At 62.5% G+C, this 23,845-nt stretch carries 17 protein-coding genes; 6 read left to right on the top strand and 11 right to left on the bottom strand.

The genetic code is table 11. The features are described 5' to 3' along the window. Window positions 1–479: 479 nt before the first annotated feature. A complete protein-coding gene (locus tag CO656_RS02030) occupies window positions 480–1,142 on the top strand; it encodes a response regulator transcription factor (RefSeq protein ID WP_234819625.1) in 663 nt (220 codons plus the stop codon). A 398-nt stretch (window positions 1,143–1,540) separates the two neighbouring features. Here CO656_RS02030 and CO656_RS02020 read toward each other — a convergent pair whose 3' ends face one another. From CO656_RS02020 to CO656_RS02005, 4 genes are read right to left on the bottom strand one after another with little or no spacing between them, the layout of a single operon-like run. Further along, window positions 1,541–3,142, bottom strand: a complete 1,602-nt coding sequence (locus CO656_RS02020) for an ABC transporter ATP-binding protein (protein WP_097524623.1) — start codon at window positions 3,140–3,142, stop codon at window positions 1,541–1,543. A gap of 1 nt (window position 3,143) precedes the next feature. Continuing rightward, the gene (locus CO656_RS02015) at window positions 3,144–4,274 is read right to left on the bottom strand and encodes an ABC transporter permease subunit (protein ID WP_097524622.1); all 1,131 of its coding nucleotides are present in this window, start codon (window positions 4,272–4,274) and stop codon (window positions 3,144–3,146) included. Next, entirely contained in the window at window positions 4,267–5,190 is a 924-nt protein-coding gene (gene oppB / locus CO656_RS02010; RefSeq protein ID WP_097524621.1) for an oligopeptide ABC transporter permease OppB, read from the bottom strand. The genes CO656_RS02015 and oppB overlap by 8 nt, the downstream gene beginning before the upstream one ends. A gap of 51 nt (window positions 5,191–5,241) precedes the next feature. Further along, the gene (locus tag CO656_RS02005; RefSeq protein ID WP_050988219.1) at window positions 5,242–6,840 is read right to left on the bottom strand and encodes a peptide ABC transporter substrate-binding protein; all 1,599 of its coding nucleotides are present in this window, start codon (window positions 6,838–6,840) and stop codon (window positions 5,242–5,244) included. Between the two features lie 752 nt (window positions 6,841–7,592). On the opposite strand from CO656_RS02005, the gene fba reads away from it, so the two are divergent. After that, window positions 7,593–8,639 (top strand): class II fructose-bisphosphate aldolase, encoded by a 1,047-nt coding sequence (gene fba, locus CO656_RS02000; RefSeq protein WP_097524620.1) that lies wholly within the window; start codon window positions 7,593–7,595, stop codon window positions 8,637–8,639. A 63-nt stretch (window positions 8,640–8,702) separates the two neighbouring features. Here the strand turns inward: fba and CO656_RS01995 are convergent, their stop codons facing one another. The 5 genes from CO656_RS01995 to CO656_RS01975 all read right to left on the bottom strand — a co-directional run bounded on the left by CO656_RS01995 (window position 8,703) and on the right by CO656_RS01975 (window position 14,976). Beyond that, window positions 8,703–10,496, bottom strand: coding sequence for an ABC transporter ATP-binding protein (locus CO656_RS01995; RefSeq protein ID WP_097524731.1), 1,794 nt, complete (start codon window positions 10,494–10,496; stop codon window positions 8,703–8,705). Beyond that, window positions 10,496–11,512 (bottom strand): glycosyltransferase, encoded by a 1,017-nt coding sequence (locus tag CO656_RS01990; protein WP_097524619.1) that lies wholly within the window; start codon window positions 11,510–11,512, stop codon window positions 10,496–10,498. Before CO656_RS01990 ends, CO656_RS01995 begins: the two co-directional genes overlap by 1 nt. Before the next feature lies 1 nt (window position 11,513). Continuing rightward, window positions 11,514–12,617: a glycosyltransferase gene (locus tag CO656_RS01985; protein ID WP_179864679.1), complete on the bottom strand. Its 1,104-nt coding sequence runs from the start codon at window positions 12,615–12,617 to the stop codon at window positions 11,514–11,516. A 14-nt stretch (window positions 12,618–12,631) separates the two neighbouring features. Then, window positions 12,632–13,768, bottom strand: a complete 1,137-nt coding sequence (locus tag CO656_RS01980) for an acyltransferase (protein WP_097524730.1) — start codon at window positions 13,766–13,768, stop codon at window positions 12,632–12,634. Between the two features lie 380 nt (window positions 13,769–14,148). Continuing rightward, the gene (locus CO656_RS01975) at window positions 14,149–14,976 is read right to left on the bottom strand and encodes a MerR family transcriptional regulator (RefSeq protein ID WP_097524617.1); all 828 of its coding nucleotides are present in this window, start codon (window positions 14,974–14,976) and stop codon (window positions 14,149–14,151) included. Between the two features lie 224 nt (window positions 14,977–15,200). On the opposite strand from CO656_RS01975, the gene CO656_RS01970 reads away from it, so the two are divergent. From CO656_RS01970 to htpG, 3 genes are all read left to right on the top strand, one after another. Further along, the gene (locus tag CO656_RS01970; RefSeq protein ID WP_097524616.1) at window positions 15,201–16,469 is read left to right on the top strand and encodes a 4-aminobutyrate--2-oxoglutarate transaminase; all 1,269 of its coding nucleotides are present in this window, start codon (window positions 15,201–15,203) and stop codon (window positions 16,467–16,469) included. A gap of 125 nt (window positions 16,470–16,594) precedes the next feature. Continuing rightward, window positions 16,595–18,070 carry an NAD-dependent succinate-semialdehyde dehydrogenase gene (locus tag CO656_RS01965; protein ID WP_037417203.1) on the top strand — a complete coding sequence of 492 codons (1,476 nt, stop codon included), beginning with the start codon at window positions 16,595–16,597 and terminating at the stop codon, window positions 18,068–18,070. Window positions 18,071–18,233: 163 nt separating this feature from the next. Then, window positions 18,234–20,120: a molecular chaperone HtpG gene (gene htpG / locus CO656_RS01960; protein WP_097524615.1), complete on the top strand. Its 1,887-nt coding sequence runs from the start codon at window positions 18,234–18,236 to the stop codon at window positions 20,118–20,120. A 154-nt stretch (window positions 20,121–20,274) separates the two neighbouring features. Here htpG and CO656_RS01955 read toward each other — a convergent pair whose 3' ends face one another. Together CO656_RS01955 and CO656_RS01950 are read right to left on the bottom strand one after the other, a co-directional pair. Continuing rightward, complete coding sequence (locus CO656_RS01955; protein WP_097524614.1) at window positions 20,275–21,471, bottom strand: CaiB/BaiF CoA-transferase family protein; 1,197 nt, start codon at window positions 21,469–21,471, stop codon at window positions 20,275–20,277. Window positions 21,472–21,482: 11 nt separating this feature from the next. Further along, window positions 21,483–22,670 (bottom strand): acyl-CoA dehydrogenase, encoded by a 1,188-nt coding sequence (locus CO656_RS01950; RefSeq protein ID WP_097524613.1) that lies wholly within the window; start codon window positions 22,668–22,670, stop codon window positions 21,483–21,485. A gap of 329 nt (window positions 22,671–22,999) precedes the next feature. Between CO656_RS01950 and phnC the strand changes: the two genes are divergently transcribed. After that, the gene (gene phnC / locus CO656_RS01945; protein ID WP_097524612.1) at window positions 23,000–23,842 is read left to right on the top strand and encodes a phosphonate ABC transporter ATP-binding protein; all 843 of its coding nucleotides are present in this window, start codon (window positions 23,000–23,002) and stop codon (window positions 23,840–23,842) included. Window positions 23,843–23,845 lie beyond the last annotated feature (3 nt).

Raw genomic sequence — 23,845 nt, 5'->3', positions numbered from 1 at the left:
ATGCTTGAAATCCCGGCATTGGCATTGATTTTGTTCGCCTTTCACAGCACCTGAGCGGGAGAATCCCCCACGGGGGCTAGGCAACACTCCCCCGATTTATCACCAGCCTAACTATCTTGGGTAATATTCCCAACCATCGGTTGCCTGATATATTCTAAAGTACAATCGTGCAGACCGAAGAGAGAGTGTGCGCGATGGTGGGGCGACTTGAGGCATTATCAGGTGCATCCATCCGGCGCACCCCCTTGAGCACCCGGACATGAGCTGATCGCGAAGCAGCCGAAAAGACTGACGAATCGGTAGTAATATTGAGCGACGATACCGGTTAATTGTTGAATTATTCTTATATTTAAGAACGAATTGGAGTACTATATATGTATATTCTCTCAGCGACTGTCGGAAGAACCGTAACGAACAGCCGTGCAACCTTTCAAGTGCCGCTCGACCGTCAATCGCCTCCAGGTTTGACTGACCCGGACGTGACTGACCATCCGGAGGATGCGGACTACATCCTGCTCATCGATCCACGCGCCCTGGACAGGGAGTGCCTAGCCAAGAGCTTGTTGGACTATGATCCGACGCTCAGCATCGTGACGGTCGGTTCGTTCGACGAGTGGCGCGCCCGCAAGTTGCACGCCGATCCGTCCGCCGTGCTGCTGATCGTTGGCGGCAGCAAGATCGGCGAACAGGAAGTCTGCGAGAAGATCGAGAACCTCGCCGAGAAGTTCAAGTTCAGCCCGGTGATCGTCGTTGCCGAAACCGACGAACTCGGCCAAATCCTCAAGGCGCTGGAGTGCGGTGCCCGCGGATACATTCCAAGCAATGTCGGTATCAATGTCGCGGCGGAGGCGATTGCGCTCGCACGCGCCGGCGGTGTCTTCGTTCCGGCGAGCAGCATCCTGACGATGCGCGAAACGATCAACTCCGCCGTCAACGGCGCGCGTTGTTCCGACACCTTCTTCACGCCCCGCGAGATCGAAGTCGCCGAGGCATTGCAACGTGGCAAGCCCAACAAGATCATCGCCTATGAAATGGACCTGTGCGAAAGCACGGTTAAGGTCCACATTCGCAACATCATGAAGAAACTGAACGCGACCAATCGTACCGAGGTCGCCTACAAAATCCGCGAATTCATGAAGTAGGACGAGGCGGCTTCACCGCGAAGGGCAATCCGTATCGTCTCGGCCCGCACGGACGCGGGCCTGACCTGCGGTGGATGTTTCCACCATCGCTCAAGTCGGCGCGAGTCGAACTCGCGCCGAGGCGCTGCATGTCTCCTTGAATCGACCTCGATTTGGTGCATGTCGCCCAGAAGTGTGCAGCGGTTTTGGGATGACGACATGCACAAAAACAAAGACCTGAAGCGCGCCGCGTGAACACGTTTAAACGCGACGCGCTTTAGGGACAAAGACATGCAGGGATTCAAAGTGCTGCAGCGACCTTTGCGCATCTGATAAGACGCACGGCGCTGTCGTGATCTCCGACCGGAACCTTGCGGCAATTTGCGTCGCCGAGGACGAACCGTCAGACCGTCGCCTGCTCACACGTTGAAGGCGGCGCCGATCAGCGTCTTGGTATAAGGCTCTCTCGGCGCTTCGAAGATCGCGTCCGTTTCCCCCTCTTCGACAATGCGACCGTTTTTCATGACGATCACATAGTCCGACATCGCCTTCACCACGGAAAGATCGTGGCTGATGAAGATGTAGGAAAGGCCGTGCTTGCGCTGCAGGTCGCGCAGCAGCTCGATCACTTGGCCCTGTACCGAGCGGTCGAGCGCCGAGGTGGGCTCGTCGAGGATCACCACCTTCGGCTTCAGGATCATCGCCCGGGCGATGGCGATGCGCTGGCGCTGGCCGCCGGAGAATTCGTGCGGGTAGCGATTGCGCGAGGCGGGATCGAGGCCCACCTCCTTCAAGGCGGCAATGGCGCGCCGGTCGCGCTCCGCACGGCCGAGCCCCGGCTCATGCACATAGAGGCCCTCGGTGATGATCTCGCCGATCGTCAGGCGCGGCGAGAGCGAGCCGTAGGGATCCTGGAAGACGAGCTGGAGCTCGCGGCGCAGGGGCCGCATCGTGCTGCGGTCGAAACCGGAAATGTCGGTCGCGCCGAAGCGGTAGGAGCCGTTGCTCGGCAGCAATCGCAGCAGCGCCCGCCCGAGCGTCGATTTTCCCGAACCGGACTCGCCGACGATGCCGATCGTCTGGCCCTGCCTCAGGCGCAGGTTGACGCCGTCGACCGCCCGGAAGACGGAGGACGAGCCGCCGAACAGGCCTTTGCCGATAGCGTATTCGACCGCCACGTTGCGGCCCTCGAGAATGATCGGCGCGTGGCCCGGCGGCGCCGGCTTGCGGCCGCTCGGCTCGGCGGCGAGCAACATCTTCGTGTAGTCCGCCTTGGGTCGCTCGAAAATCTCAGTCGTGCTCCCCTGCTCGACCACCTCGCCGCGTCGCATCACGGCGACGCGCTCGGCGAAGTGCTTGACGATGCCGAGGTCGTGGGTGATCAGCACGATTGCCATGCCGAAGCGCTTCTGCAGCGATTTCAGCAGTTGAAGGATTTGCGCCTGGATGGTGACGTCGAGTGCGGTCGTCGGTTCGTCGGCGACCAGGATGTCCGGCTCGTTGGCAAGCGCCATGGCGATCATCACCCGCTGACGCTGGCCGCCGGAAAGCTCGTGCGGATAGCTGTCGATGCGACGCCCGGGCTCGGGAATGCCGACCAACTCCAGAAGTTCCAGCACGCGCTTCTTCGCCTCTTTGAACGTGCCGCCGCGGTGATGGACGATCGGTTCGGCGATCTGCCGGCCGATCGTATAGAGCGGGTCGAGCGAGGTCATCGGCTCCTGGAAGATCATGGTGATCTTCGAGCCGCGCACGTCGTTGAGGGCCTTCGGCGGCAGCCCGATGAGTTCCTGCCCGCGGTAGCGCGCCGATCCGGCAACCGTGCCGTTCTTCGCCAGGAGCCCCATGATGCCCATCATCGTCTGGCTCTTGCCCGAGCCGGATTCGCCGACGACCGCCAGCGTTTCGCCGGCATTGACCTCGAGATCGATGCCCTTGACCGCTTCGACCGTGCCGTCCGGGGTAGAGAAATCCACCTTGAGGCCGCGGACGGCGAGAATGGAATCCTTGGTGTTTGCCATGTCAGCGGTCCTTGGGATCGAGCGCATCGCGCAGGCCGTCGCCGACGAAGTTCAGCGAAAACAGCGTGACGACGAAGAAGATGGCCGGGAATATCAGCAGCCAGGGCGCCGATTGGATGTTGTTTGCCCCTTCGGAAATCAGCGCGCCCCAGCTCGTCAGCGGCGCCTGCACGCCGAGGCCGAGGAACGACAGGAAGCTCTCGAGCAGGATCACCTTCGGCACCACGACGGTGACGAAGACGATCACCGGGCCGATGGTGTTCGGAATAATGTGCCGGCGGATGATCTGCCAGTCGGTCAGTCCGAGCGCCTGCGCCGCACCCACGAATTCGCGGCGCTTCAGGGCAAGCGTCTGGCCGCGCACGATACGGGCCATGTCCAGCCACTCGACGGCGCCGATCACCAGGAAGATCAGGATGAAACTGCGGCCGAAGAAGACGACCAGAACGACGACGAGAAAGACGAAGGGCAGCGAATAGAGAATCTCGACGAAGCGCATCATGACGTTGTCGACGCGCCCGCCGATATAGCCGGAGGTCGCCCCGTAGACGACGCCGATGCCGAGCGAGACGAGGCTGGCGAGCAGGCCGACCGCAATCGAGATCTGGCCGCCCAGCATGACGCGGACAAGGAGGTCGCGGCCGTTGGAGTCTGTGCCGAACGGGAAATATTCGCGATCGACCTGGCCCTCGACCTTCAGCCTGCGACCATCGTCCTCGGTCGCGACGACCTTGGTGTTTTCGAACTCGTTGGCCCTATCGAAGTAGCGCGTGGCGCGCGGATCGATCGGTTGCTCGGAGGTGACCGTGGCAGTGAAGGCTTCGCCCTCGACGTGGAACTCCTCGAGCGTCACGCGGGCGCGCGCCGCGACACTCTCCATGACTTCCTGCAGCGTCGAGGTATCCGGACGCGGCTCGAGGCTTGGGCCGATCGACACATAAGAGGGGAAGACCTGATCGTAGCTGTGCGGCGAGAAGAACGGCCCGACGAAGGAGAAGAGCGCGATCAGTGCCAGCATGACGCAGCCCGCCATGGCGGCGCGGTTGCGGCGGAAGCGCAGCGCCGCGAGTTGGAAGAGGCTGCGCCCTTTTGTCTCCGGCGAGACCGCCGGGACCTGAACGATATCAGTCATGGCGAACCCTCGGATCGAGCAGGCCGTAGAGAATATCGACCAGAAGATTGAAGACGATGACGAAGATGGCGATGAGGACCACCGTGCCCATGACGAGCGTATAGTCGCGATTGATCGCGCCGAGCACGAAGTAGCGGCCGACGCCAGGAATGGTGAAGATCGTCTCGACGACCGCGGAACCGGTGAGCAGTGCCGCCGCGCAAGGGGCCAGATAGGAAACAACCGGCAGCATGGCGCCGCGCATCGCATGGGTGATGACGACGACGCGGGACGGCAACCCGTAGGCCTTGGCCGTTCGAATGTGATCCGTGTGAAGCGCCTCGATCATCGAGCCGCGCGTAAGCCGTGCGAAGACGGCGAGCTGCGGCAGGGCCAATGCGATCATCGGCAGGATCAGGAAGCGGAACGACCCGTCGCCCCAGCCCCCGGCCGGGAGCCACGACAGCATGATCGCAAAGATGAGGGTCAGGACGGGACCGACAACGAAATTCGGCACGGTGACGCCGACGGTCGAAATCGACATCACGGCGAAATCGAGAAAACTGTTCTGCCTCAGCGCGGCGATCGTGCCGGCGATTACGCCGCCGACGACGGCAAGTATCAGCGCGTAGAAGCCGAGCTCCATCGAATAGGGCAGGCCCTTGCCGATTAGCTGCGCGACATTGTTGTCATGGTAGATATAGCTCGGGCCGAAGTCGCCGGTTACCGCATTGCTGAGATAGATCAGGTATTGGCGCCAAAGCGGCTGGTCGAGATGATAGGTCCTCATCAGGTTCTCCATCGTCGATGGAGGAAGAGGGCGCTCGAGATTGAAGGGGCCACCGGGGGCAAACCGCATCAGGAAGAAGGATATCGTGACGACGATGAACAGCGTCGGCACCGCACTCGCCAGCCGGCGAAGGACGAAGGAGATCATGGACGTGGCTCCGGAGGCGACGCGCGGGCTCCCGCGCGTCGCCTCATTTCGTTACTCGGCGATCGAGAGGAACTTGCTCAAATGCGCATTCGGCGCATTGTCCTGCCAGCCCTTGACGCGGCTCGACACGAGCCACAGGTCCGCCTGGGTGAGGAACGGCGCAATCGGCTGCTCCTTCATCAGCAGGGTCTCGGCTTCGTGGAGAATCTTCGAGCGCGCCGCCGGATCCTGTTCTTCATAGGACTTCTTCATCAACGCGTCGAACTCGGCGTTTTCGAAGTGGCCATAGTTGAAGGTCTTGTTGGTGCTGAGGCTCAGCGCCAGGAAGTTCTCGGCGTCCGCATAGTCGGCGACCCAGCCGGCGCGGGCGACGTTGAACTTGCCGCCTTCCTGCAGGTAGGCGTAGTGCGACGAGACGTCGAGGTTCACCAGCGAGACCTTGGCGCCGAAAGTGTTCTTCCACATGTCGGCGACCGCCGTCGCCACGCGTTCGTGGTTCGGGTTAGTGTTGTAGCGGATCTCGATGTTCAGCGGCTTGCCGCCCTCGCCGTAGCCGGCCTCCTTCATCAGCTCGATCGCCTTGTCCTCGCGGTCGAGCTGCGACATTTCCGCAAAGTCTGCCTTGGCCGGTTCGCCGTATCCTTCGATGCCCGGCGGTACCATCGAGTAGGAAGGAATTTGCGAGCCGCTGTAGATCTCCTTGGCGAGGAAGTCGCGGTCGACCGCCATCGACAGCGCCCGGCGGACGCGGACGTCGTTATAGGGCTCCTGCCGCGTGTCGAAGGCGTAGTAATAGGTCGCAAGCGTCGGCGAGACATGCACCTGGTCGCCATAGGACTTGCGCAGCCGCTCGATCTGATCGGCCGAGAAGTTGTAGGCGAGGTCCATTTCCTTCGCCTCGAAGCGACGCACCGAGGCCGCCTGATCGTCGATCGGGTAGAAGATCACCTTGTCGAGCTTGACGTTGGCGGCATCCCAATAGCTCGCATTCTTCTCGACGGTCAGGCTGTCGTTCGGCACGTGCGCCGTCAAGCGGAAGGCGCCGTTCGAGACCATCACGCCCGGCTTGACGAAGTCGGCACCGTTCTTCTCGACGCTCGCCTTGCTGACCGGCAGCGCCGTCTGGTGCGCCAGCAGTTCCAGGAAGAAGGGCGTCGGCCGCTCAAGCGTGATTTCGAGCGTCTTTTCGTCGACGGCCTTCACGCCGAGCTGGTCGACCGGCACCTCGCCCTTATTGACCTTTTCCGCGTTCTTGATCGGGAAGAGAATGTTGGCGTACTCGGCGGCCGTCTTCGGATCCTCGACGCGGCGGAACGAGAAGGCGAAGTCCTCGGCAGTCACCGGCGAGCCGTCGGACCACTTGGCATCGGCGCGCAGCTTGAACGTATAGACGACGCCGTCATCGGAAAGCTCCCAGCTTTCCGCAGCACCCGGCACGATCTTGCCGGCGGCATCGTAGATCGTCAGGCCTTCATAGAGATCCTTGAGGATGAATTCCTCGATGTTGATGGAGGTGTGCGCCTGGTCGAGCGTCTGCGGCTCGCCGGCATTACCGCGATGCAACACAGCTTCAGCGAGCGCCGGGCTTGCACCGATAAGCAGCGAGCCGATGAGCGCGGCAGCGCTGAGGTTGAGTTTCATTGAAGCCATTTTTCTTCTCCTTCCCCTCGTTTTGAGTGTGGTTGATCGCAGGAGAGAAGTGCAAATCCTCACCAAAGGCAAGGCGATTTTGCACCCTCCTTTATAAAACGAAACTCTGATAATCGCTTTAGTTGCATCGCGCCCTTGCGGGGGATTCCATCGCCTGTTAGACCTGTCCAGCCAACGAATTATGCGCCGGAAACCCGCAACTGCAACGATTTAGATCAGAAAGAGAGAACGAGCCCGCGCTCTGTTGACAGGGCGAAATAAGACTCCGTGCAAACTTCATGAATAGATATGGCACTTTACGTAATATGCGTAAAAATTCTGAACGCCTTTCGCAATCTTTTTGCGGGACGCGCGCATTGCGTGCTGCCGGCCCAAGACCCCGCAACCAGGCGACGGATCGAGACAAGGAGAGAACAGGCACGACGAAAACGCCGTTCCCACCGGATTTCTCCGCGAACGCCACCACCAACCAGAAAGCGAATGCCCCGATTTTTCGCATGAGGGCTTTTCATCCACAGCAAATTCCTCTGACGCACGTCAATCAACTGTCCGCCCCGCCCATCGTTCCGGTTGCCAAAAGGTCCTCATCAACTATTGTGCCTCTGACTTGGGCCGCTAAGCCGGTTCGGAGGCATCGGAGCGCGCGCGCACGCTGCCGCGTCGCCGGCGAACGAGCCCGCACCGTGGCGGCGCGTGGGCCGCTTCATTCACGGCGCCTGGAGTGAGGCGCACCAGCATCAGGGAGATTTCGAATGGCATTGATCACATTGCGGCAACTGCTCGACCATGCGGCGGAGAACGACTACGCGCTGCCGGCCTTCAATGTGAACAATCTCGAATATATCCAGGCGGTCATGCGCGCCGCCGATGCGACCGACTCCCCGGTGATCCTTCAGGCAAGCCGCGGCGCGCGTGCCTATGCGGGCGACGCCTTCCTGCGTCACCTGATCCTCGGTGCGGCGGAAGAATATCCGCATATCCCGGTCTGTCTGCATCTCGACCACGGCGACCAGCCTTCGACCTGCATTTCGGCGATCACCAACGGCTTCACATCGGTGATGATGGACGGCTCGCTGGAAAAGGACGGCAAGACCGTCGCCAGCTACGATTACAATGTGGCAGTCACGGCCGAAGTGGTGAAGATCGCTCATGCGGCGGGCGTTTCGGTCGAAGGCGAACTCGGCTGCCTCGGCAACCTCGAAACCGGCGCCGGCGACAAGGAAGACGGACACGGATTCGAAGGCAAGCTTTCGCGTGAAGAATTGCTGACCGACCCCGACCAGGCCCTCGACTTCGTCTCCAAGACCGGCGTCGATGCTCTGGCGGTGGCGATCGGCACCAGCCACGGCGCCTACAAGTTCACGCGCGAGCCGGATGGCGAAATCCTTTCGATCGAGACGATCGCCAAGATCAACAAGCGGCTTCCGAACACCCACCTCGTCATGCACGGATCATCCTCGGTGCCCGCCGACCTGCAGGAATTGTTCAACGCCTATGGCGGCAAGATGAAGAAGACCTGGGGCGTGCCGGTATCCGAGATCCAGAAGGCCATCCCGCTCGGCGTCCGCAAGGTCAATATCGACACGGACCTCCGGCTCGCCTTCACCGGCGAGATCCGCAAGCACCATATCGAACATCCGGACAATTTCGATCCGCGCAACTACCTGAAGCCGGCCATCGCGCGTATGACCGAAGTCTGCAAGGAGCGCTTCGAGGCCTTCCGCGCGGCCGGCCAAGCATCGAAGATCCGGGTGCTGCGACTCCCGGAAATGGCCAAGCGCTACGCCAAGGCAGCCTGACGGCGCATTGCCAGACAGGAAGGCGGAAGCCGCGCACCCGGACTCACGGCGCGCGGCTTTATTTTAGTCCAGCCGCTCCAGCGGCGCCTCATGCTCGTAGAGCTGATCCATGCTGAGCGAGGCGACGTCGGCGAGCGGCGTCTGGCTTTTCACGCGGCCGCTTCCGAGAACCACGACGTCGTCGCAAAAGGAAATCGTGCTTCTGTGATGGCTGATGACGATGGTCGTGCGCCGGCCGGCGCGCAGCTTAAGCGTCTCGACGATTGCCGCCTCCGACAGTCCATCCACGGCGTTCGTCGCCTCATCGAGAATCAGGATCGCTGGATCGCGCACCAGCGCCCTTGCAAGCGCGATGCGTTGGCGTTGCCCGGCCGAAAGACTCGCTCCCCGATAGCCGACCACAGTCTCGTAGCCTTGCGGCAGCATTTCGATGAAGCTGTGCGCTTCGGCCAGTTTGGCCGCTCGCTCGACTTCCGCGGCCGTCGCCTCCTGACCGTAGGTGATGTTTTCATGAATACTGCCATCGACGAGTTCCAGGTCCTGGCTGGCGACGGCGATCTGGCGCCGCCATTGCGCCGGATCGATCTGATCGAGCGGCACGCCGTCGATGAGGATCCGGCCTTCGTCCGGGTCGACGAAGCGGCACAGGAGGTTGACGATCGTCGTCTTGCCGGCGCCCGATCGGCCTATGAGAGCCGTCGAACGGCCCATGCGGATCGTAAAGGTGGCGGCGCGCAACACGACGGGGCGGGCTTCCAAGCCTGGATATCTAAAGGTCACCCGATCGAATGCGATGTCCCGGTGCAGGCCCTCGACCGGTTCGCTGCCGGCCGGGGGCTTCGGCTTGTCAGACGAATCCAAGAGCCAGCGCACTTCTTCGAGCGATCCGCTCCAGCCCTGGATTTGGCTCCAGGACATTTGCAAGGCTCGCACATGCGGTTGCAGCCGGTAGAGCAGCACGACGAAGGCAACGATTACCGGGAAGCTCACGCCGACGGACCAGGCACTCACGACCGCCCCCAGGAAAAGCGCGGAATGCAGTACTTCCGTCAGCGGCGGCAGGATGCCCTGTCGCGTTTGCAAGACCAAACCCGCATGGCGCACGGAATCGGAGGCCGTGTCGAACGCCACCTTCTCGCGACCTTCCTGCCCGAAAACGCGGATCAACCGTCCCGCATGAACGAGATGCAGCATCCGCGCCGCAAGCTCGCTGTTGAAGGAGGTCACATTGCGGCTAGGGCCCCTCAGGGTCGCCGATAGTGCCGCATGCGCTACCTGGACAAGGACCAGACCAAGCGCGACGAAAAGCGTCATCTGCCAGGAAAGAAGCAGCAGGAAGGCCAACAGGATCACCGCGGCGGACGCGTTCACCACGGCCGCGAGCACGGTCTGGATCGCGTCCGAGGCCCGCCAGGATTCATTCGAGATGATGTTGAGCAGCCGGCCGGGGTTCTGTTGCAGGAAGAACGGGTAGCCTATACGCAAGAGCTGATTGGCCAATGCGCTGCGGATCGAATGGCTCGCCTTTCCGTAGATAAAATTGGTGAGTACGGTGTTCGCGAAGGCGAGGAGGTTCTTAAGGACGATCAGCGCAAGGATCGCAGCCGCGAGTGCCAGCAGCCTGTCGCCTTTGTCCAGCTCCGATCCCACCTGCTGGAAGATCGCCGAGATACCGCTCAGAGCGGGGGAATCGTCGCTGCCGGCGATAATCCCGAGCATCGGGATGATGAGACCGATGCCGGCTCCTTCGAGCGCCGCGCTTGCGAGTCCGAGCACCACGACTAATGGAAGCAGGTGCAATTGGCGCCCGAGCGCGTCACGCAGAAACTGCAGGCCTGGCATGAGGAAGCGCACAATCATCGGCTCCGCTCCAGCTCAGCTGTCCTCTCCTCGACCGGCTGCAGCTCGGTCGGCGCGGCCCGGCTTGCCACAACGAGATAGGCGAATTTCGCGGCGCCCAACAGGTTCATGGACACGATCGGCCAATGGGACAGTTGGAGTTCAGGATCGAAACGGGGACCGCCAAAGACCTGGCCACATGCCGATCTGACCGTCCAACAGAAATGCCGGAGAAGCCACGGCGCTTTGAAGAGATGTTTCAGGCAAAGCGCTCCGTTGCCCAGGCTGTAGCTTCGGTGGAGCTTTTCGATCGCAGCGCGGGACGTTCGTCCGTGGTGATGAAACACCGTCATGTCCGGGACGTATTCGACGGGGATGCCGAGTTGAAAGGCACGCACGAGATAGTCGGTATCCTCGGCGGAATGGAGCGGCGTGCCCGCGCCGAAGCGTTCGTCGAAGTGGCCGATAAGAGCAGCGACCTCGCGGTGCATGGTCATGTTGCAGCCGAGGACGAAGCCGCCGGGATGGACATCGCGGGTCAGGCGGGCAGCGATCTTCGACCGCTTGATTGTGAAAGGCTGGTCGCAGGCGTTGCCGAGCTCGACGCGGCCGCCGCGAACAACGCGCTGGTCGCCGCTCGCGTAATGCCGTTCCAGGTCACGCAAATAGGCTCGATCAATTTCGCAGTCATCATCTACGAACACCAGAATCCGTCCGCCGGCCCGCTCCAATCCCGCATTGCGCGCGGCCGCAAGGCCCAGGCGCGGCTCGGTGACGAGCGTGATCGTCATATTTGAAGACGCGGCGATGCGGCGCAGCTCGAGCGGTGTGTCGTCCGTCGATCCGTTGTCGACCACCACGAGTTCGCTAGTGACGGCGGGGTAAGCGCTGCGAGCCGCCTCTATCGAACGGATACAGGCCTTAAGCGCCCGTACGCGGTTCCGCGTACAGACGATGAAGCTCGCGTAAGGCCTCGTCCGCGCCCCAGCAGCGCAAAGGTTCGTCCGCGGTTCCAGCGTACGTTCAAGCGCCATTTCACACCGCGCCATGTTGAGGAAGGATCGTCGCCGCTGGAACGGATTGCATATAACGCGCCAGCCAATCCACTTTCCTGGACGCGGCCATGAAGAGTCGGCTGCACCAGGGTGCACGCGCGCCGGCGAGCAGGCCGTACCGCTCCCGGCGCCGAATGAGCTGCCATTTCCCCGTCCGTGTCAGGAAATCGTGCGTCAGTTCCGGCCGTTCTTCATCGACGATCATCTGATAGAGGAAGTAGAAGAAGCACAGGATGCCGTCTTCGTAGGCCTTGCGTGTCTCGGCCGGGCAGGTGGAAATCCTGCGTTCCAGCGAGAGCATGAATTCGGAAACGGCCGCGATCGTCTGCCTCGTCACCGCGGCTCCGATCTCGCGAAGCGGGCTGGCATCATCGAAAAGACCATCCCGTTCAAGGTTTTCAGCGACGATCTTCAAGTGCGTCTGACGCATGCGCCGCTGGTGCTTGCTCGTCACGCTGTTGCCATGGATGCGGTAGGCAACCAGCGGCTCGTCGATCATCGCGGCCGGACAACAGTCGGCGATCCGACGGAACAGATCGAAGTCTTCCGCATGCGGATAGTCCGGATCATAGACGAGCAAACTTTCGGGGATTGCTTTCCGATTGTAGACGACGGTCGAGTGGAGGAAGAGGGTGAAGAACATCGACAGGATGCGCATGCTTTCCCGCCGGTATATCGGGCTAGGCTTCCCGCGGATGATGCGTGTGCCGATAAGCGTATCGACGCCTGAGCCGCACAAGGCAAGCCGAGGCTCTTCGGCAAAGAGCGCGACCTGTCGGGAGATGCGCGACGGATAGGCAACGTCATCGGCATCCATCCGCGCCACGAGCTCGCCGTTTGCGAGCGCCAGTCCCTCGTTCAAGGTCGCGATCAGGCCGCGGTTCTCCCGCGAAAGAATGGAAAGGCGGCCATCCTCCTTGCGATATGTCTCCAGGATTTCGAGCGAACGATCCGTCGATCCATCGTCGATCGCGACGACCTCAAGGTGTTTGTAGTCCTGGTACAGAATGCTCTCGAGCGCTGCAGCGAGGTAGGGTTCGCCATTGTAGACGGGCAGCAGGACGGACACCAATGGGCTGGGCATGGTTCGGCTCATGTTTATTGGACCTCCGAGCCCTGGAAGGCTCCAGTGCGCTCACCCGGCGCGCGCCGATACGCGGCGCCTTCCGAATTCCCGCTTCCGCGGCGAACATAGGGAAAGTGGCGTTTTAGCGCGTTGAGCGGCTGCTCGAAGGCGATCCAGGAAATCGAAGCAAGGATCAGCGTACCGGCGCCGGCGACCAGGAGCCGCCCCGGCCCCTGCTCCGAAACATTGACGGGAATGATGGGTTGCGCCTTGACGACAAGGGCAAGCACGATCGCATGGTAAAGATAGATGCCGTAGCTGATGCGGCCGAGGGCGACCATCGGCCCCCATCCGAGAAGGCGGCCAAGAGTGCCTCCGATCCCGCGCGGGCAATTGCCGACGAGCAGCGCCAGCGGCAGGAGCGGAAGGATCTCGAGCCCCATCCAGGCCAGCCACTCCAGGAGCGGCGGCTTCGACGTCGGGCGAAACCATAGGAGGATCAGGGAAATGGCCATAAGCGGCACCCAGCTTCGCTCAACCCATCGAGGCCAAGCTTCTCTGCTTGATCGTCTGGTGGCCAGAAGCGCGCCGACCGCCAGCGCGTCCATCGAGGCCGGCGGCAACAAGTCGCGCGCGAGCGACGGCGTCCCGGTCAAGGGCCAATAGAAGCGGTAGGCGAGCGAGAGGGCGATTACGCCGAGACAGATAGCGGCGACCGAGCGTCTGGGCGCCATAAGCACGGCCAGCGGCCAGACAATGTAGAATTGCTCCTCGATGCTCAGGCTCCAGGTATGACAGAGCACCCAAGGGTTCCAATCGTTCTGCAGCGCATACCAGAAGTTCGAAAGATAGAGCGCGTGCCAGGCAAGCACTTGCTTGGACCCTTCCAAACCGATCAGCCAAACGAAGCCTAGCACCCCGAAGTAAGGAGGAAAGATGCGCAGCGCCCGGCGCACGTAGAAGGATTTGAGGGCCGCAGCAGTTTCGAAGCGAGCATCAGCGCGCGCTTCGAGCAGCAACCGGGTGATCAGGAAACCGCTCAGAACGAAGAACAATCGAACCCCGATATGTCCCAGATGGGATCCGTCGGCGAAGAAGTGCGCGTAGAGAACCAATGAAACGGAGATGGCTCTTAGGCCGTCCAGCTGCCGGTCGCGCGCAATCTGCATGAACATCCCCAGAGTAAAACCTTGCGGGATTCTCCTTGGCGGCATCCCTCGCCGGTATGATTTTTTGCCGCAGCTTCGCCAGATGCTCCTCGGAAGAGCGGTGAGTTCAGGTGTATGAAAAATAGTTAAGGCGGTGGTCGGCGACTGTATAGCCGAATAGGGCCAAACTTTGGCACGCGTCGCGCAAGCATTCCGGTGGAGGCATCGGAACGCGCAGAAGTGTGTTTCGCCTGCAACGAGAGACGAGATCTGAGTTGCCGACGCGAAAGCATCACTACATATGGATTCGGTTGCAAGAATCTTGGCACTACGCCAAATAAGATGCAGCGGCGGTACGCCTACTTACCTGAAGTCGCCGCCGTAAGTCTTTGCCAAGCCGCCTAAAAAGTCGGCGGCGTGTTGATCCAGAGCAGCACGGTCTCGCCGTCGTGGCGGTTCGACCAGGCATGGCGGCGGCGGCTCTCGAAATAGAGGGAGTCGCCCGGATGAAGGTCGTAGAACTGATCCGAATCCAGCACGAACCCGACGCGGCCGGAAAGCACATAGACGAACTCCTCGCCTTCGTGCCGATAGGCACCCTCGCTCGAGGCGCCGGGCGCCAGCACGAAGCGGTGGCAGTCCATCTGGTTCTTACCCTCGGCAAGCATTTGCACCGTCACGCCTGGAGTCGTACGCGGCCAATTGCGCCATTCGCCGGCGCGGACAAGCGCGCGTGCCTGCGGCTCCTCTTCGCCCGAGAGGCTCGAGACCGTGGTGCCAAAATATTCGGCGAGATTGTGCAAGACGGCAATCGAGACGCCCTGGGAGGTTCGTTCGAGCGTCGAGAGTACCGATGGCGCGATGCCGACCTCGCCGGCCACCTGTTCCAGCGTCTTGCCCGCCGCATGCCTGAGGCTTCTCAATTTGCGCCCGACCTGCAGGTCGGCATTGGCTTCCGCCGACGGCCCGGGCCCGGCGTCGTCGTTCGCCGGGCCTTCGGCCTCTAGCGCCTCGCGAATTGCCGCCGGGTTGAGGCCGCGCTCGGCGCGAAACCAGGAAATGCGCTTCAACCGCGCCAGGTCGGCCTCGGTATATTGCCGATGGCCGGTCGCCGAACGGCCGGGCACCACGAGCCCTTGGGTTTCCCAAAGACGCAGCGTCGAAGCCGAGACGCCGGCGAGCCTTGCCGCTTCGGCCACCTTGTAGCGAATATTGTCCGGCCCACTCATCAAGATGCGTCCTTCCGACGCCGAAGACGGCGCGATTCCCCGTCGTGCACAGTTTTCGGCAATCTAGCGGCGCGCCCCGCGGATTTACAAGAAGCGGCCATCACTAGGCCTGCTCGCTCCATCACCAAATTTGATTTGCTTTCCATGTCAAAAGATGTACCACTTCCGGAGGAAAATTGCAGAAAAAATGCAATATATCTCTGAATTCAGACAGGACAGTGACGATGACCAGCCTGACCGAACGCAAGAACGCCGCCATTTCCCGCGGCGTGGGGATGACAACGCAGATCTATGCCGAGCGCGCCGAAAATGCCGAGATCTGGGACAAGGAAGGCAATCGCTTTATCGATTTCGCTTCCGGCATCGCCGTGGTCAATACCGGACACCGCCATCCGAAGGTGATCGCTGCCGTCAAGGCGCAGCTCGATCGCTTCACCCACACCTGCCATCAGGTCGTTCCCTATGAGAACTACGTTCACTTGGCAGAGCGGCTGAATGCGCTCACCCCCGGCACGTTCGCCAAAAAGACGATCTTCGTCACCACCGGCGCCGAGGCGGTCGAAAACGCGGTGAAGATCGCCCGCGCCGCAACCGGACGCCAGGCCATCATCGCCTTCGGCGGCGGCTTCCACGGCCGCACCTTCATGGGCATGGCGCTGACCGGCAAGGTCGTGCCCTACAAGGTCGGCTTCGGCGCGATGCCGGGCGACGTGTTCCATGCCCCCTTCCCGATCGAGTTGCACGGCGTCAGCGTCGAGCAGTCGATCGCAGCGCTGAAGAAGCTCTTTGCCGCCGACGTCGATCCGGGCCGCGTCGCGGCTATCATCCTCGAACCGGTTCAGGGCGAAGGCGGCTTCTATCCGGCCCCGACCGCGTTCCTGAAGGCACTCCGCGAGATTTGCGATCAGCACGGCATCCTGTTGATCGCCGACGAAGTCCAGACCGGCTTTGCCCGCACCGGCAAGCTCTTCGCTATGCAGCATCATGACGTTGCTCCGGATCTGACGACGATGGCGAAGAGCCTCGCCGGCGGCTTTCCGCTCGCGGCGGTGACGGGCCGCGCCGAGATCATGGACGCGCCGGGCCCGGGGGGCCTTGGCGGCACCTATGGCGGCAATCCGATCGGCATCGCAGCCGCCCACGCCGTGCTCGACGTCATCGAGGAAGAGCAGCTTTGCGAGCGGGCAAACCAGCTCGGCAACCGGCTCAAGCAGCGCCTTGCCGAGATCCGCGAAAAGGCGCCGGAGATCGCCGACATCCGCGGCCCCGGCTTCATGAACGCCGTCGAATTCAATGACGCGAAAACGAACCTGCCGAGCGCGGAGTTCGCCAACAAGGTCCGCCTCGTCGCCCTCGAAAAGGGATTGATCCTGCTGACCTGCGGCGTCCACGGCAATGTCATCCGCTTCCTGGCGCCGATCACCATCCAGGAAGAAGTCTTCGCCGAAGCGCTCGATATCCTCGAAGCATCGATCGTCGAAGCGCGCGGTTGACGGCACGCCGGCCGACCGCTATCGCGCTCGTCCGACACCGGCTTGGGGCGCGCGGACGCGTGCCCCGCAACAAAACAAAGAGCGAGGCTTGCTGAGCCGTGGCCCGCCTCGCCGGAGGACGCGCCATGGCCCTGACACCCGCACTCACCAAGCACCTTCGCGCAGCGGACCAATTCGCAACGCTCGATCGGGTGACCCGCGCCGCCTCCGAGTGGAACGGCCCGACCTTCGATGTCTTCAATCCTTCGACCGGCGAATTGCTGGCGACGCTGCCCGACATGGAGATCGAGGACGCCCATGCCGCAATCGATGCGGCCGCCTGCGCCCAGCCGCTCTGGGCGGGAAAGCCTGCCAAGGACCGAAGCGCGATCCTGCGCCGCTGGCACGACCTGATCGTCGAGCATGTCGACGATCTCGCTGCCATTCTCACGGCCGAGATGGGCAAGCCGCTCGGCGAGGCGAAGGGCGAAGTGCTGCACGCCGCTTCCTATGTCGAGTGGTATGCGGAGGAGGCGAAACGCGTCTATGGCGAAACCTTTCCTGCCCCTGCCAACGACCGTCGCATGCTCGTCATCAAGCAGCCGGTCGGCGTCGTTGGCACAATCACGCCCTGGAATTTCCCGGCATCGATGGTCGCCCGCAAGATTTCACCGGCGCTTGCCGCCGGCTGCGCCGTCGTCCTGAAGCCTGCGGAACAGACGCCACTCGTCGCCGGTGCGATGTTCGTGCTCGCCGAGAAGGCCGGCTTTCCAGAAGGCGTGCTCAATTTGCTCTACGCTTCGGAGGGGGCGCCGATCGGGCGCGAACTCTGCAGCAATCCCAAGGTCCGCAAGATCAGCTTCACCGGTTCGACCGAAGTCGGCCGCCTGCTGATGCGGCAATGCTCCGACCAGATCAAGAAGGTCAGCCTCGAACTCGGCGGCAACGCCCCTTTCATCGTCTTTGACGACGCCGACATAGACGAGGCGGTTGACGGCGCGGTTCAGGCGAAGTTCCGCAATGCCGGGCAGACCTGCGTTTCGGCAAACCGCATCTATGTGCAATCGGCGGTGCACGACGCCTTCGCCGCGAAATTTGTCGCGCGGGTACGCGAGCTCAGCGTCGGCGACGGCTTTTCGCCCGGCATCACCATCGGTCCGATGATCGATGGCCATGCGATCGAGAAGATCGAGGCGCATGTCGCCGACGCCCTCGCCAAGGGTGCCGAACTGCGCTGCGGCGGCGAGCGGATCGGCACGAACGGGACCTTCTTCGCGCCCACGGTTCTCACCGGCATCTCGCACGACATGCGCGTCGCCCAGGAGGAGACATTCGGGCCGATCGCCCCGATCATCCGCTTCGAGACCGCCGAGCAGGTGGTGGCCGAGGCGAACGACACGATCTACGGTCTCGCCGCCTATTTCTATGCGGAGAATCTCAAGCGGGTCTGGCATGTGGCCGAGGCGCTGGAATACGGCATGGTCGGCATCAATACCGGTCGCATGTCCTCCGAGGCAGCCCCCTTCGGCGGAATAAAGCAGTCCGGGATCGGCCGCGAGGGTTCGCGCCACGGCCTCGAAGACTATCTCGAGATGAAATATCTCTGCATGGGCAATATCTGACCTTTCGAGCTGCACCTCTCGGTTCATCGCATTGCCGGAACCTTCCGGCTCTTGAAATTCACGCTGCGCCTTGCCAATTGGGGCGAAAACCGAAGCAGGATGAATATCCGTCGGCTCGCTTCGGCCCGTCGAAGTCAGCTAATCCCAGGAGGCCCGCAGCACGATGAGTGACCTCGAAATGTCCGTCGAGAAACATGTCTTCGAAGCCGATGTGGCGAAACTGCTGCATCTGATGGTGCACTCGGTCTATTCCGACAAGAACGTCTTTCTCCGCGAACTGATTTCGAATGCCGCGGACGCCTGCGAGAAGCTGCGCTACGAGGCGATCGTCGCGCCGGAACTGCTTGGCAGCGATCCCGCTCCGCGCATCATGCTGACGCTGGACGAGGAGAACGGCCGCCTGGTCGTCGAGGACAACGGCATCGGCATGAGCCGCGACGAGTTGGTCGAATCGCTCGGCACGATCGCTCGCTCCGGCACCCGCGCCTTCATGGAGCGGATCGAGGCGGCACAGGGCAAGGACGGCGCGCAGCTGATCGGCCAGTTCGGTGTCGGCTTCTATTCGGCCTTCATGGTCGCCGACAATGTCGACGTCGTTTCCCGCCGGGCCGGCTCCGACAAGGCGTGGCACTGGGCGTCGGACGGCAAGGGCAGCTACACCGTCTCCGCCGTCGAGCTCGCCAATGCGCCGGCGCGCGGCACTCGCATCACGCTGCATCTGATGGAGGACGCAAGAACCTACACCTCGCGCTGGACCGTCGAGCGGATCGTCAAGGATCAGTCCGGCCACGTGCCGGTACCGATCGCGATCGCCGAGAAGCCAGGCGCCGAGCCTGCACAGGTTGCCGACGGCACGGCGCTGTGGACAAAGCAGAAGAGCGACATCCGCAAGGAAGACTATACGGACTTCTACCGCGGCGTTGCCGGCCAGTACGACGAGCCGGCGGTGACCGTCCACTTCCGCGCAGAGGGGCGCCACGAATATACGGCGCTCGCCTTCGTTCCCGGCTCGAAGCCTTTCGACCTGTTCGACCCGGACCGCAAGGGCCGCATGAAGCTCTATGTGAAGCGTGTCTTCATCACCGACGAGGCGGAGTTGCTGCCGCGCTACCTGCGCTTCGTGCGCGGCCTCATCGACACCGCCGATCTGCCGCTCAACGTGTCGCGCGAGATGATCCAGGAAAGTCCGCTGCTTGCGAGCATCCGCAAGGGCCTGACGAACCGCGTATTGACGAGCATCGAAAAGCTCGCGGAGAGCGAGCCGGAGACCTTCACCACGCTTTGGGAGAACTTCGGCAGCGTCATCAAGGAAGGCATCTACGAGGATTTCGAACGGCGGAGCCAGCTGCTGGCTCTTTCCCGCTTCCGTACGACTGCCGGCGATGAAAAGCCGCGCGCCTTGAGCGACTACGTCAAGGATATGAAGGACGGCCAGTCGGCGATCTACTATCTCACCGGCGACAACCTCGCCCAGCTTAAGGCGTCGCCGCAGCTCGAGGGATTTCGCGCCCGCGGTATCGACGTGCTGCTCTTGACGGATCCGGTCGACAGCTTCTGGGTGACGACGGCGCCTGATTTCGAGGGCAAGCCGTTCAAGTCGATCACCCAGGGCGCCGCGGACCTCGCCGGAATTGCGAAGCCGGACTCAGAAGCCGCCTCTTCCGAGGCGAATCCCGCCGTCACCGAGTTCGTGAACTTTGCCAAGGCGACGCTCGGCGAAGCGGTTTCCGATGTGAGAGCTTCCGACCGCCTGACGGAAAGCGCCGTCTGCCTCGTGGCGCCGGAGCACGGCCCGGACCGTCAGCTGCAGAAGATGCTGCAAGGTGCGGGGCGTATCGAAGTCGCGGCAAAGCCTGTGCTCGAAATCAATCCCGGGCATCACCTGATCGCCGCGCTAGCCGACTGCCCGGCGGAAGAAGGCTCGTTCCGAGAGGACGCGGTGAAACTGCTTCTCGATCAGGCGCGGGTTTTGGACGGCGACAAGCCGGAGGATCCGCGCGCATTTGCGGAGCGGCTGTCGCGCGTTTTCGATAGGGCGTTGAAGGGGTGAAGGCGCGCGGCTTTGCCCCTCATCCCGCTGCCGCGACCTTCTCCCCGCAAGCGGGGCGAAGGGGCGAGCGGCGCGCTCCTAGACCCTCGCCCCGCTTGCGCGGAGAGGGCTGGGTTGAGGGGGCAAGCAAAGGGAAATCCATCGACGGCGCAGCTTAGTCGGCTTCACCACTTTTGGTCGGAACGGCCATCCCTATTTCCGCGAGCACCTCGGCCGTATGCTCGCCTAGCCGCGGCACGCCGCGCGCCAGAGCCAGCGCTGCGCCGGAAAAACGAATCGGTGTCCTCACCCCCGGCGAGGTGCCCGTCGCCGCACCAGTATGCGGCGTCTCGACCCGCATCTGCCGATGGACGATCTGTGGGTCGGCGAAGACGTCGGCAACCGTGTTGATCGGCCCGCCCGGCACGCCGGCCGCTTCTAGCTTGGCGAGCAGGGCGTCCCGGGTAAAGTCTTGGGTTTTCGCGGCGAGTTCCGGCGTCAGGCTGTCACGGTGCTGAACACGGCCCGCATTCGTGCGGTAGCGCTCGTCGGCGGCAAGGTCGGGACGGCCGAGCAGGTCGCAGAACTTGATAAACTGTCGGTCGTTGCCGACCGCGACGATCAGGTGGCCATCCGAGGTCGGGAACACCTGGTAGGGCGCAATATTCGGATGGGCGTTGCCAAGCCGCCGCGGCGCCTTGCCGGAGACGAGGAAGTTCAGCGCCTGATTGGCGAGCACGCCGGTCATGCAGTCGAGCAGAGCCATGTCAATCTGTTGGCCTTCTCCGGTGCGCTCCCGCTGCGCCAGGGCCGCCTGCACGGCGATGACGCCATAGAGGCCGGTGAAGATGTCGGCAAAGGCCACGCCGATCTTCTGCGGCTCTCGATCCGGTTCGCCGGTCAGGTCCATGATGCCGCTCATGCCCTGGATGATATAGTCGTAGCCGGCGCGATGAGCGTAGGGCCCGTCCTGGCCGAAGCCGGTGACGGAGCAATAGATCAGCCGCGGATTGATCGTCTTCAGGCTCTCGTAATCGAGGCCGTATTTCGCCAGGCCGCCGACCTTGAAGTTTTCGAGGAGAATGTCCGACTGCGCTGCAAGACGGCGTACGGCCTCCTGCCCCTCCTCCGTCGTGAAATCGAGAACGACAGAGCGTTTTCCCCGATTGCAGGCATGGAAATAGGCGGCATCGAGCTTCTCGCCCCCCTCGCCTTCGACGAAGGGTGGCCCCCAGCTGCGCGTGTCGTCTCCGGCCGGGCTTTCCACTTTGATGACCTCGGCGCCGAGATCGGCGAGCGTCTGGCCGATCCACGGACCGGCGAGGATGCGGGCGAGTTCGAGAACCTTTATGCCCTTCAGCGGCGCTTCCATCGTCCCACCGCTCAGAAAAAGGCCTGCAGCCCCGTCTGGGCGCGGCCGAGGATCAGCGCATGGACGTCGTGCGTCCCCTCATAGGTGTTGACCGTCTCGAGGTTCACCATGTGGCGCATGACCTGGTACTGCTCGGAAATGCCGTTGCCCCCATGCATGTCGCGGGCCATGCGGGCAATGTCGAGCGCCTTCCCGCAATTGTTGCGCTTGACGATCGAGATCATCTCCGGCGCCATCCGCCCCTCGTCCATCAGCCGCCCGACGCGCAGCGACGCCTGCAGCCCGAGCGCGATCTCGGTCTGCATGTCGGCGAGCTTCTTCTGGAAGAGCTGGGTCTGGGCGAGCGGTCGGTTGAACTGCTTGCGGTCGAGGCCGTATTGCCGCGCCGCGTGCCAGCAGAATTCGGCCGCACCCACCGCTCCCCAGGAAATGCCGTAGCGGGCGCGGTTGAGGCAACCGAAAGGGCCCTTGAGGCCTTCGACATTCGGCAGCAACGCCTCCTCCCCCACTTCGACATTGTCGAGAACGATCTCGCCGGTGATCGACGCCCTGAGCGAAAGCTTGCCGGCGATCTTCGGCGCCGATACGCCCTTCATGCCCCTCTCCAGCACGAAGCCGCGAATGGCATTGCCATGCGCCTCCGACTTGGCCCAGACGACGAAGACATCGGCGAGCGGGGCGTTGGATATCCACATCTTCGAGCCGATCAGCCGATAGCCGCTGCCGGTCTTGATCGCCCGGGTCTTCATACCTGCCGGATCGGAACCGGCATCCGGCTCGGTAAGGCCGAAGCAGCCGATCCACTCGCCACTGATCAGCTTCGGCAAGTATCTTTGCTTCTGCTCCTCGGAGCCGTAGGCGAAGATCGGATAGATCACCAGCGAGGATTGCACGCTCATCATCGAGCGATAGCCGGAATCGACCCGCTCGACCTCGCGGGCGACGAGTCCATAGGCGACATAGGAGGCGCCGACGCCACCATAGGTGTCGGGCACGGTCACGCCGAGCAGGCCGAGCTCGCCCATTTCGCGGAAGATCGCCGGATCGGTCTTTTCGTCACGATAGGCTTCGATCACCCGCGGCTGCAGCCGCTCCTGGGCGTAGGCGCGCGCCGTATCGCGGATCATTCGCTCGTCTTCGCTCAGCTGATCCTCGAGGAGGAATGGGTCGTCCCACTGAAATTGACTTTTGCCGGCCATGTTTCTCTCCCATCGGATCTAAATAGGACCGGGAATCAGGCCGCATACCTTTCCCCATCCGCTCCATGGCGTTATCGCAACCGGGGTCGAGCCTTTCAAATGCAATTGAGGCAATGGCTCATGCACCTGCTGCATGGTTTTCCTGAATTGGGGGCAGTTGCAAGCAGTCGTCTGCTTCATCCGCTTCTGTTGTCGCTGATGAGAGGGCCCAGGCCCGCGCCTGTGAACTGTAACAGAAGCTATAACAAACTGACATCGCGCCTTCACGAAGCGCCGATATGGCAGGGATCACTAATAAACGATCGCCCACCGACGAGGACCTGCCGCCGATGTTTCAGTTGAGGAACGTGACCCGCCAGTTCGGCAAGAAGCGAGCCGTCGACACGGTCACCTTCGACATACCGCAAGGTCAGATGGTCGGGGTCATCGGCCGGTCCGGGGCGGGCAAGTCGACGCTTCTGCGGATGATCAATCGGCTCGTCGACCCCACCTCCGGGACGATCGAATTCGCCGGCATCGAGGTATCCTCGCTCAGGGGTTCTGCCCTGCGGCATTGGCAGCGCGACTGCGCGATGATCTTCCAGCAGTTCAATCTGGTCCCGCGCCTCGACGTTCTGACCAATGTCCTCCTCGGCCGGCTGAACCATCGTTCGACGGTCTCGAGCATCCTCAACCTGTTCACCCGGGAGGAACGGATCATAGCGATCGGCGCACTCGAGCGTCTCGGCATCGAGCAGACGGCGCTGCAGCCGGCCGGTACGCTTTCCGGCGGCCAGCAGCAGCGCGTCGCGATCGCCCGGGCGCTGATGCAGCAGCCGAAGGTGCTTCTCGCCGACGAGCCGATCGCGTCGCTCGATCCGCTCAACGCCAAGATTGTCATGGATGCGCTGCGCGACATCAACGAGCGTGACGGCATCACCGTCGTCACAAACCTGCACACGCTCGACACGGCGCGCAACTATTGCGAGCGGATCATCGGCATGGCGCAGGGCCGGATCGTCTTCGACGGACAGCCGAAGGATCTCACCGCCACGGCGGTCGCCGAGATCTACGGCGCCGAAACGGCGATCGAAGAATCGATGACCTCGACGAGCATCAACATTCCCGCGGCTGTCGCTCGCGAGGAAAACGCATCGGCCAGCTACAAGCCGCTGGCACTGGCCGGCCTCTAAGGC

The organism is Sinorhizobium sp. FG01 (assembly GCF_002531875.1).
Classification (GTDB): domain Bacteria; phylum Pseudomonadota; class Alphaproteobacteria; order Rhizobiales; family Rhizobiaceae; genus Sinorhizobium; species Sinorhizobium fredii_C.
Note: the sequence above shows the minus strand (reverse complement) of the source record. Positions and strands in the feature narration are given on the sequence as shown.

What these genes read in the sequence shown, in the direction of transcription:
- CO656_RS02020 (WP_097524623.1), bottom strand. Translation starts at nt 3,142, where the DNA reads ATGGCAAACACCAAGGATTCCATTCTCGCCGTCCGCGGCCTCAAGGTG.
- CO656_RS02015 (WP_097524622.1), bottom strand. Translation starts at nt 4,274, where the DNA reads ATGACTGATATCGTTCAGGTCCCGGCGGTCTCGCCGGAGACAAAAGGG.
- oppB (WP_097524621.1), bottom strand. Translation starts at nt 5,190, where the DNA reads ATGATCTCCTTCGTCCTTCGCCGGCTGGCGAGTGCGGTGCCGACGCTG.
- CO656_RS02005 (WP_050988219.1), bottom strand. Translation starts at nt 6,840, where the DNA reads ATGGCTTCAATGAAACTCAACCTCAGCGCTGCCGCGCTCATCGGCTCG.
- fba (WP_097524620.1), top strand. Translation starts at nt 7,593, where the DNA reads ATGGCATTGATCACATTGCGGCAACTGCTCGACCATGCGGCGGAGAAC.
- CO656_RS01990 (WP_097524619.1), bottom strand. Translation starts at nt 11,512, where the DNA reads ATGGCGCTTGAACGTACGCTGGAACCGCGGACGAACCTTTGCGCTGCT.
- CO656_RS01985 (WP_179864679.1), bottom strand. Translation starts at nt 12,617, where the DNA reads ATGCCCAGCCCATTGGTGTCCGTCCTGCTGCCCGTCTACAATGGCGAA.
- CO656_RS01980 (WP_097524730.1), bottom strand. Translation starts at nt 13,768, where the DNA reads ATGCAGATTGCGCGCGACCGGCAGCTGGACGGCCTAAGAGCCATCTCC.
- CO656_RS01975 (WP_097524617.1), bottom strand. Translation starts at nt 14,976, where the DNA reads ATGAGTGGGCCGGACAATATTCGCTACAAGGTGGCCGAAGCGGCAAGG.
- CO656_RS01970 (WP_097524616.1), top strand. Translation starts at nt 15,201, where the DNA reads ATGACCAGCCTGACCGAACGCAAGAACGCCGCCATTTCCCGCGGCGTG.
- CO656_RS01965 (WP_037417203.1), top strand. Translation starts at nt 16,595, where the DNA reads ATGGCCCTGACACCCGCACTCACCAAGCACCTTCGCGCAGCGGACCAA.
- htpG (WP_097524615.1), top strand. Translation starts at nt 18,234, where the DNA reads ATGAGTGACCTCGAAATGTCCGTCGAGAAACATGTCTTCGAAGCCGAT.
- CO656_RS01955 (WP_097524614.1), bottom strand. Translation starts at nt 21,471, where the DNA reads ATGGAAGCGCCGCTGAAGGGCATAAAGGTTCTCGAACTCGCCCGCATC.
- CO656_RS01950 (WP_097524613.1), bottom strand. Translation starts at nt 22,670, where the DNA reads ATGGCCGGCAAAAGTCAATTTCAGTGGGACGACCCATTCCTCCTCGAG.
- phnC (WP_097524612.1), top strand. Translation starts at nt 23,000, where the DNA reads ATGTTTCAGTTGAGGAACGTGACCCGCCAGTTCGGCAAGAAGCGAGCC.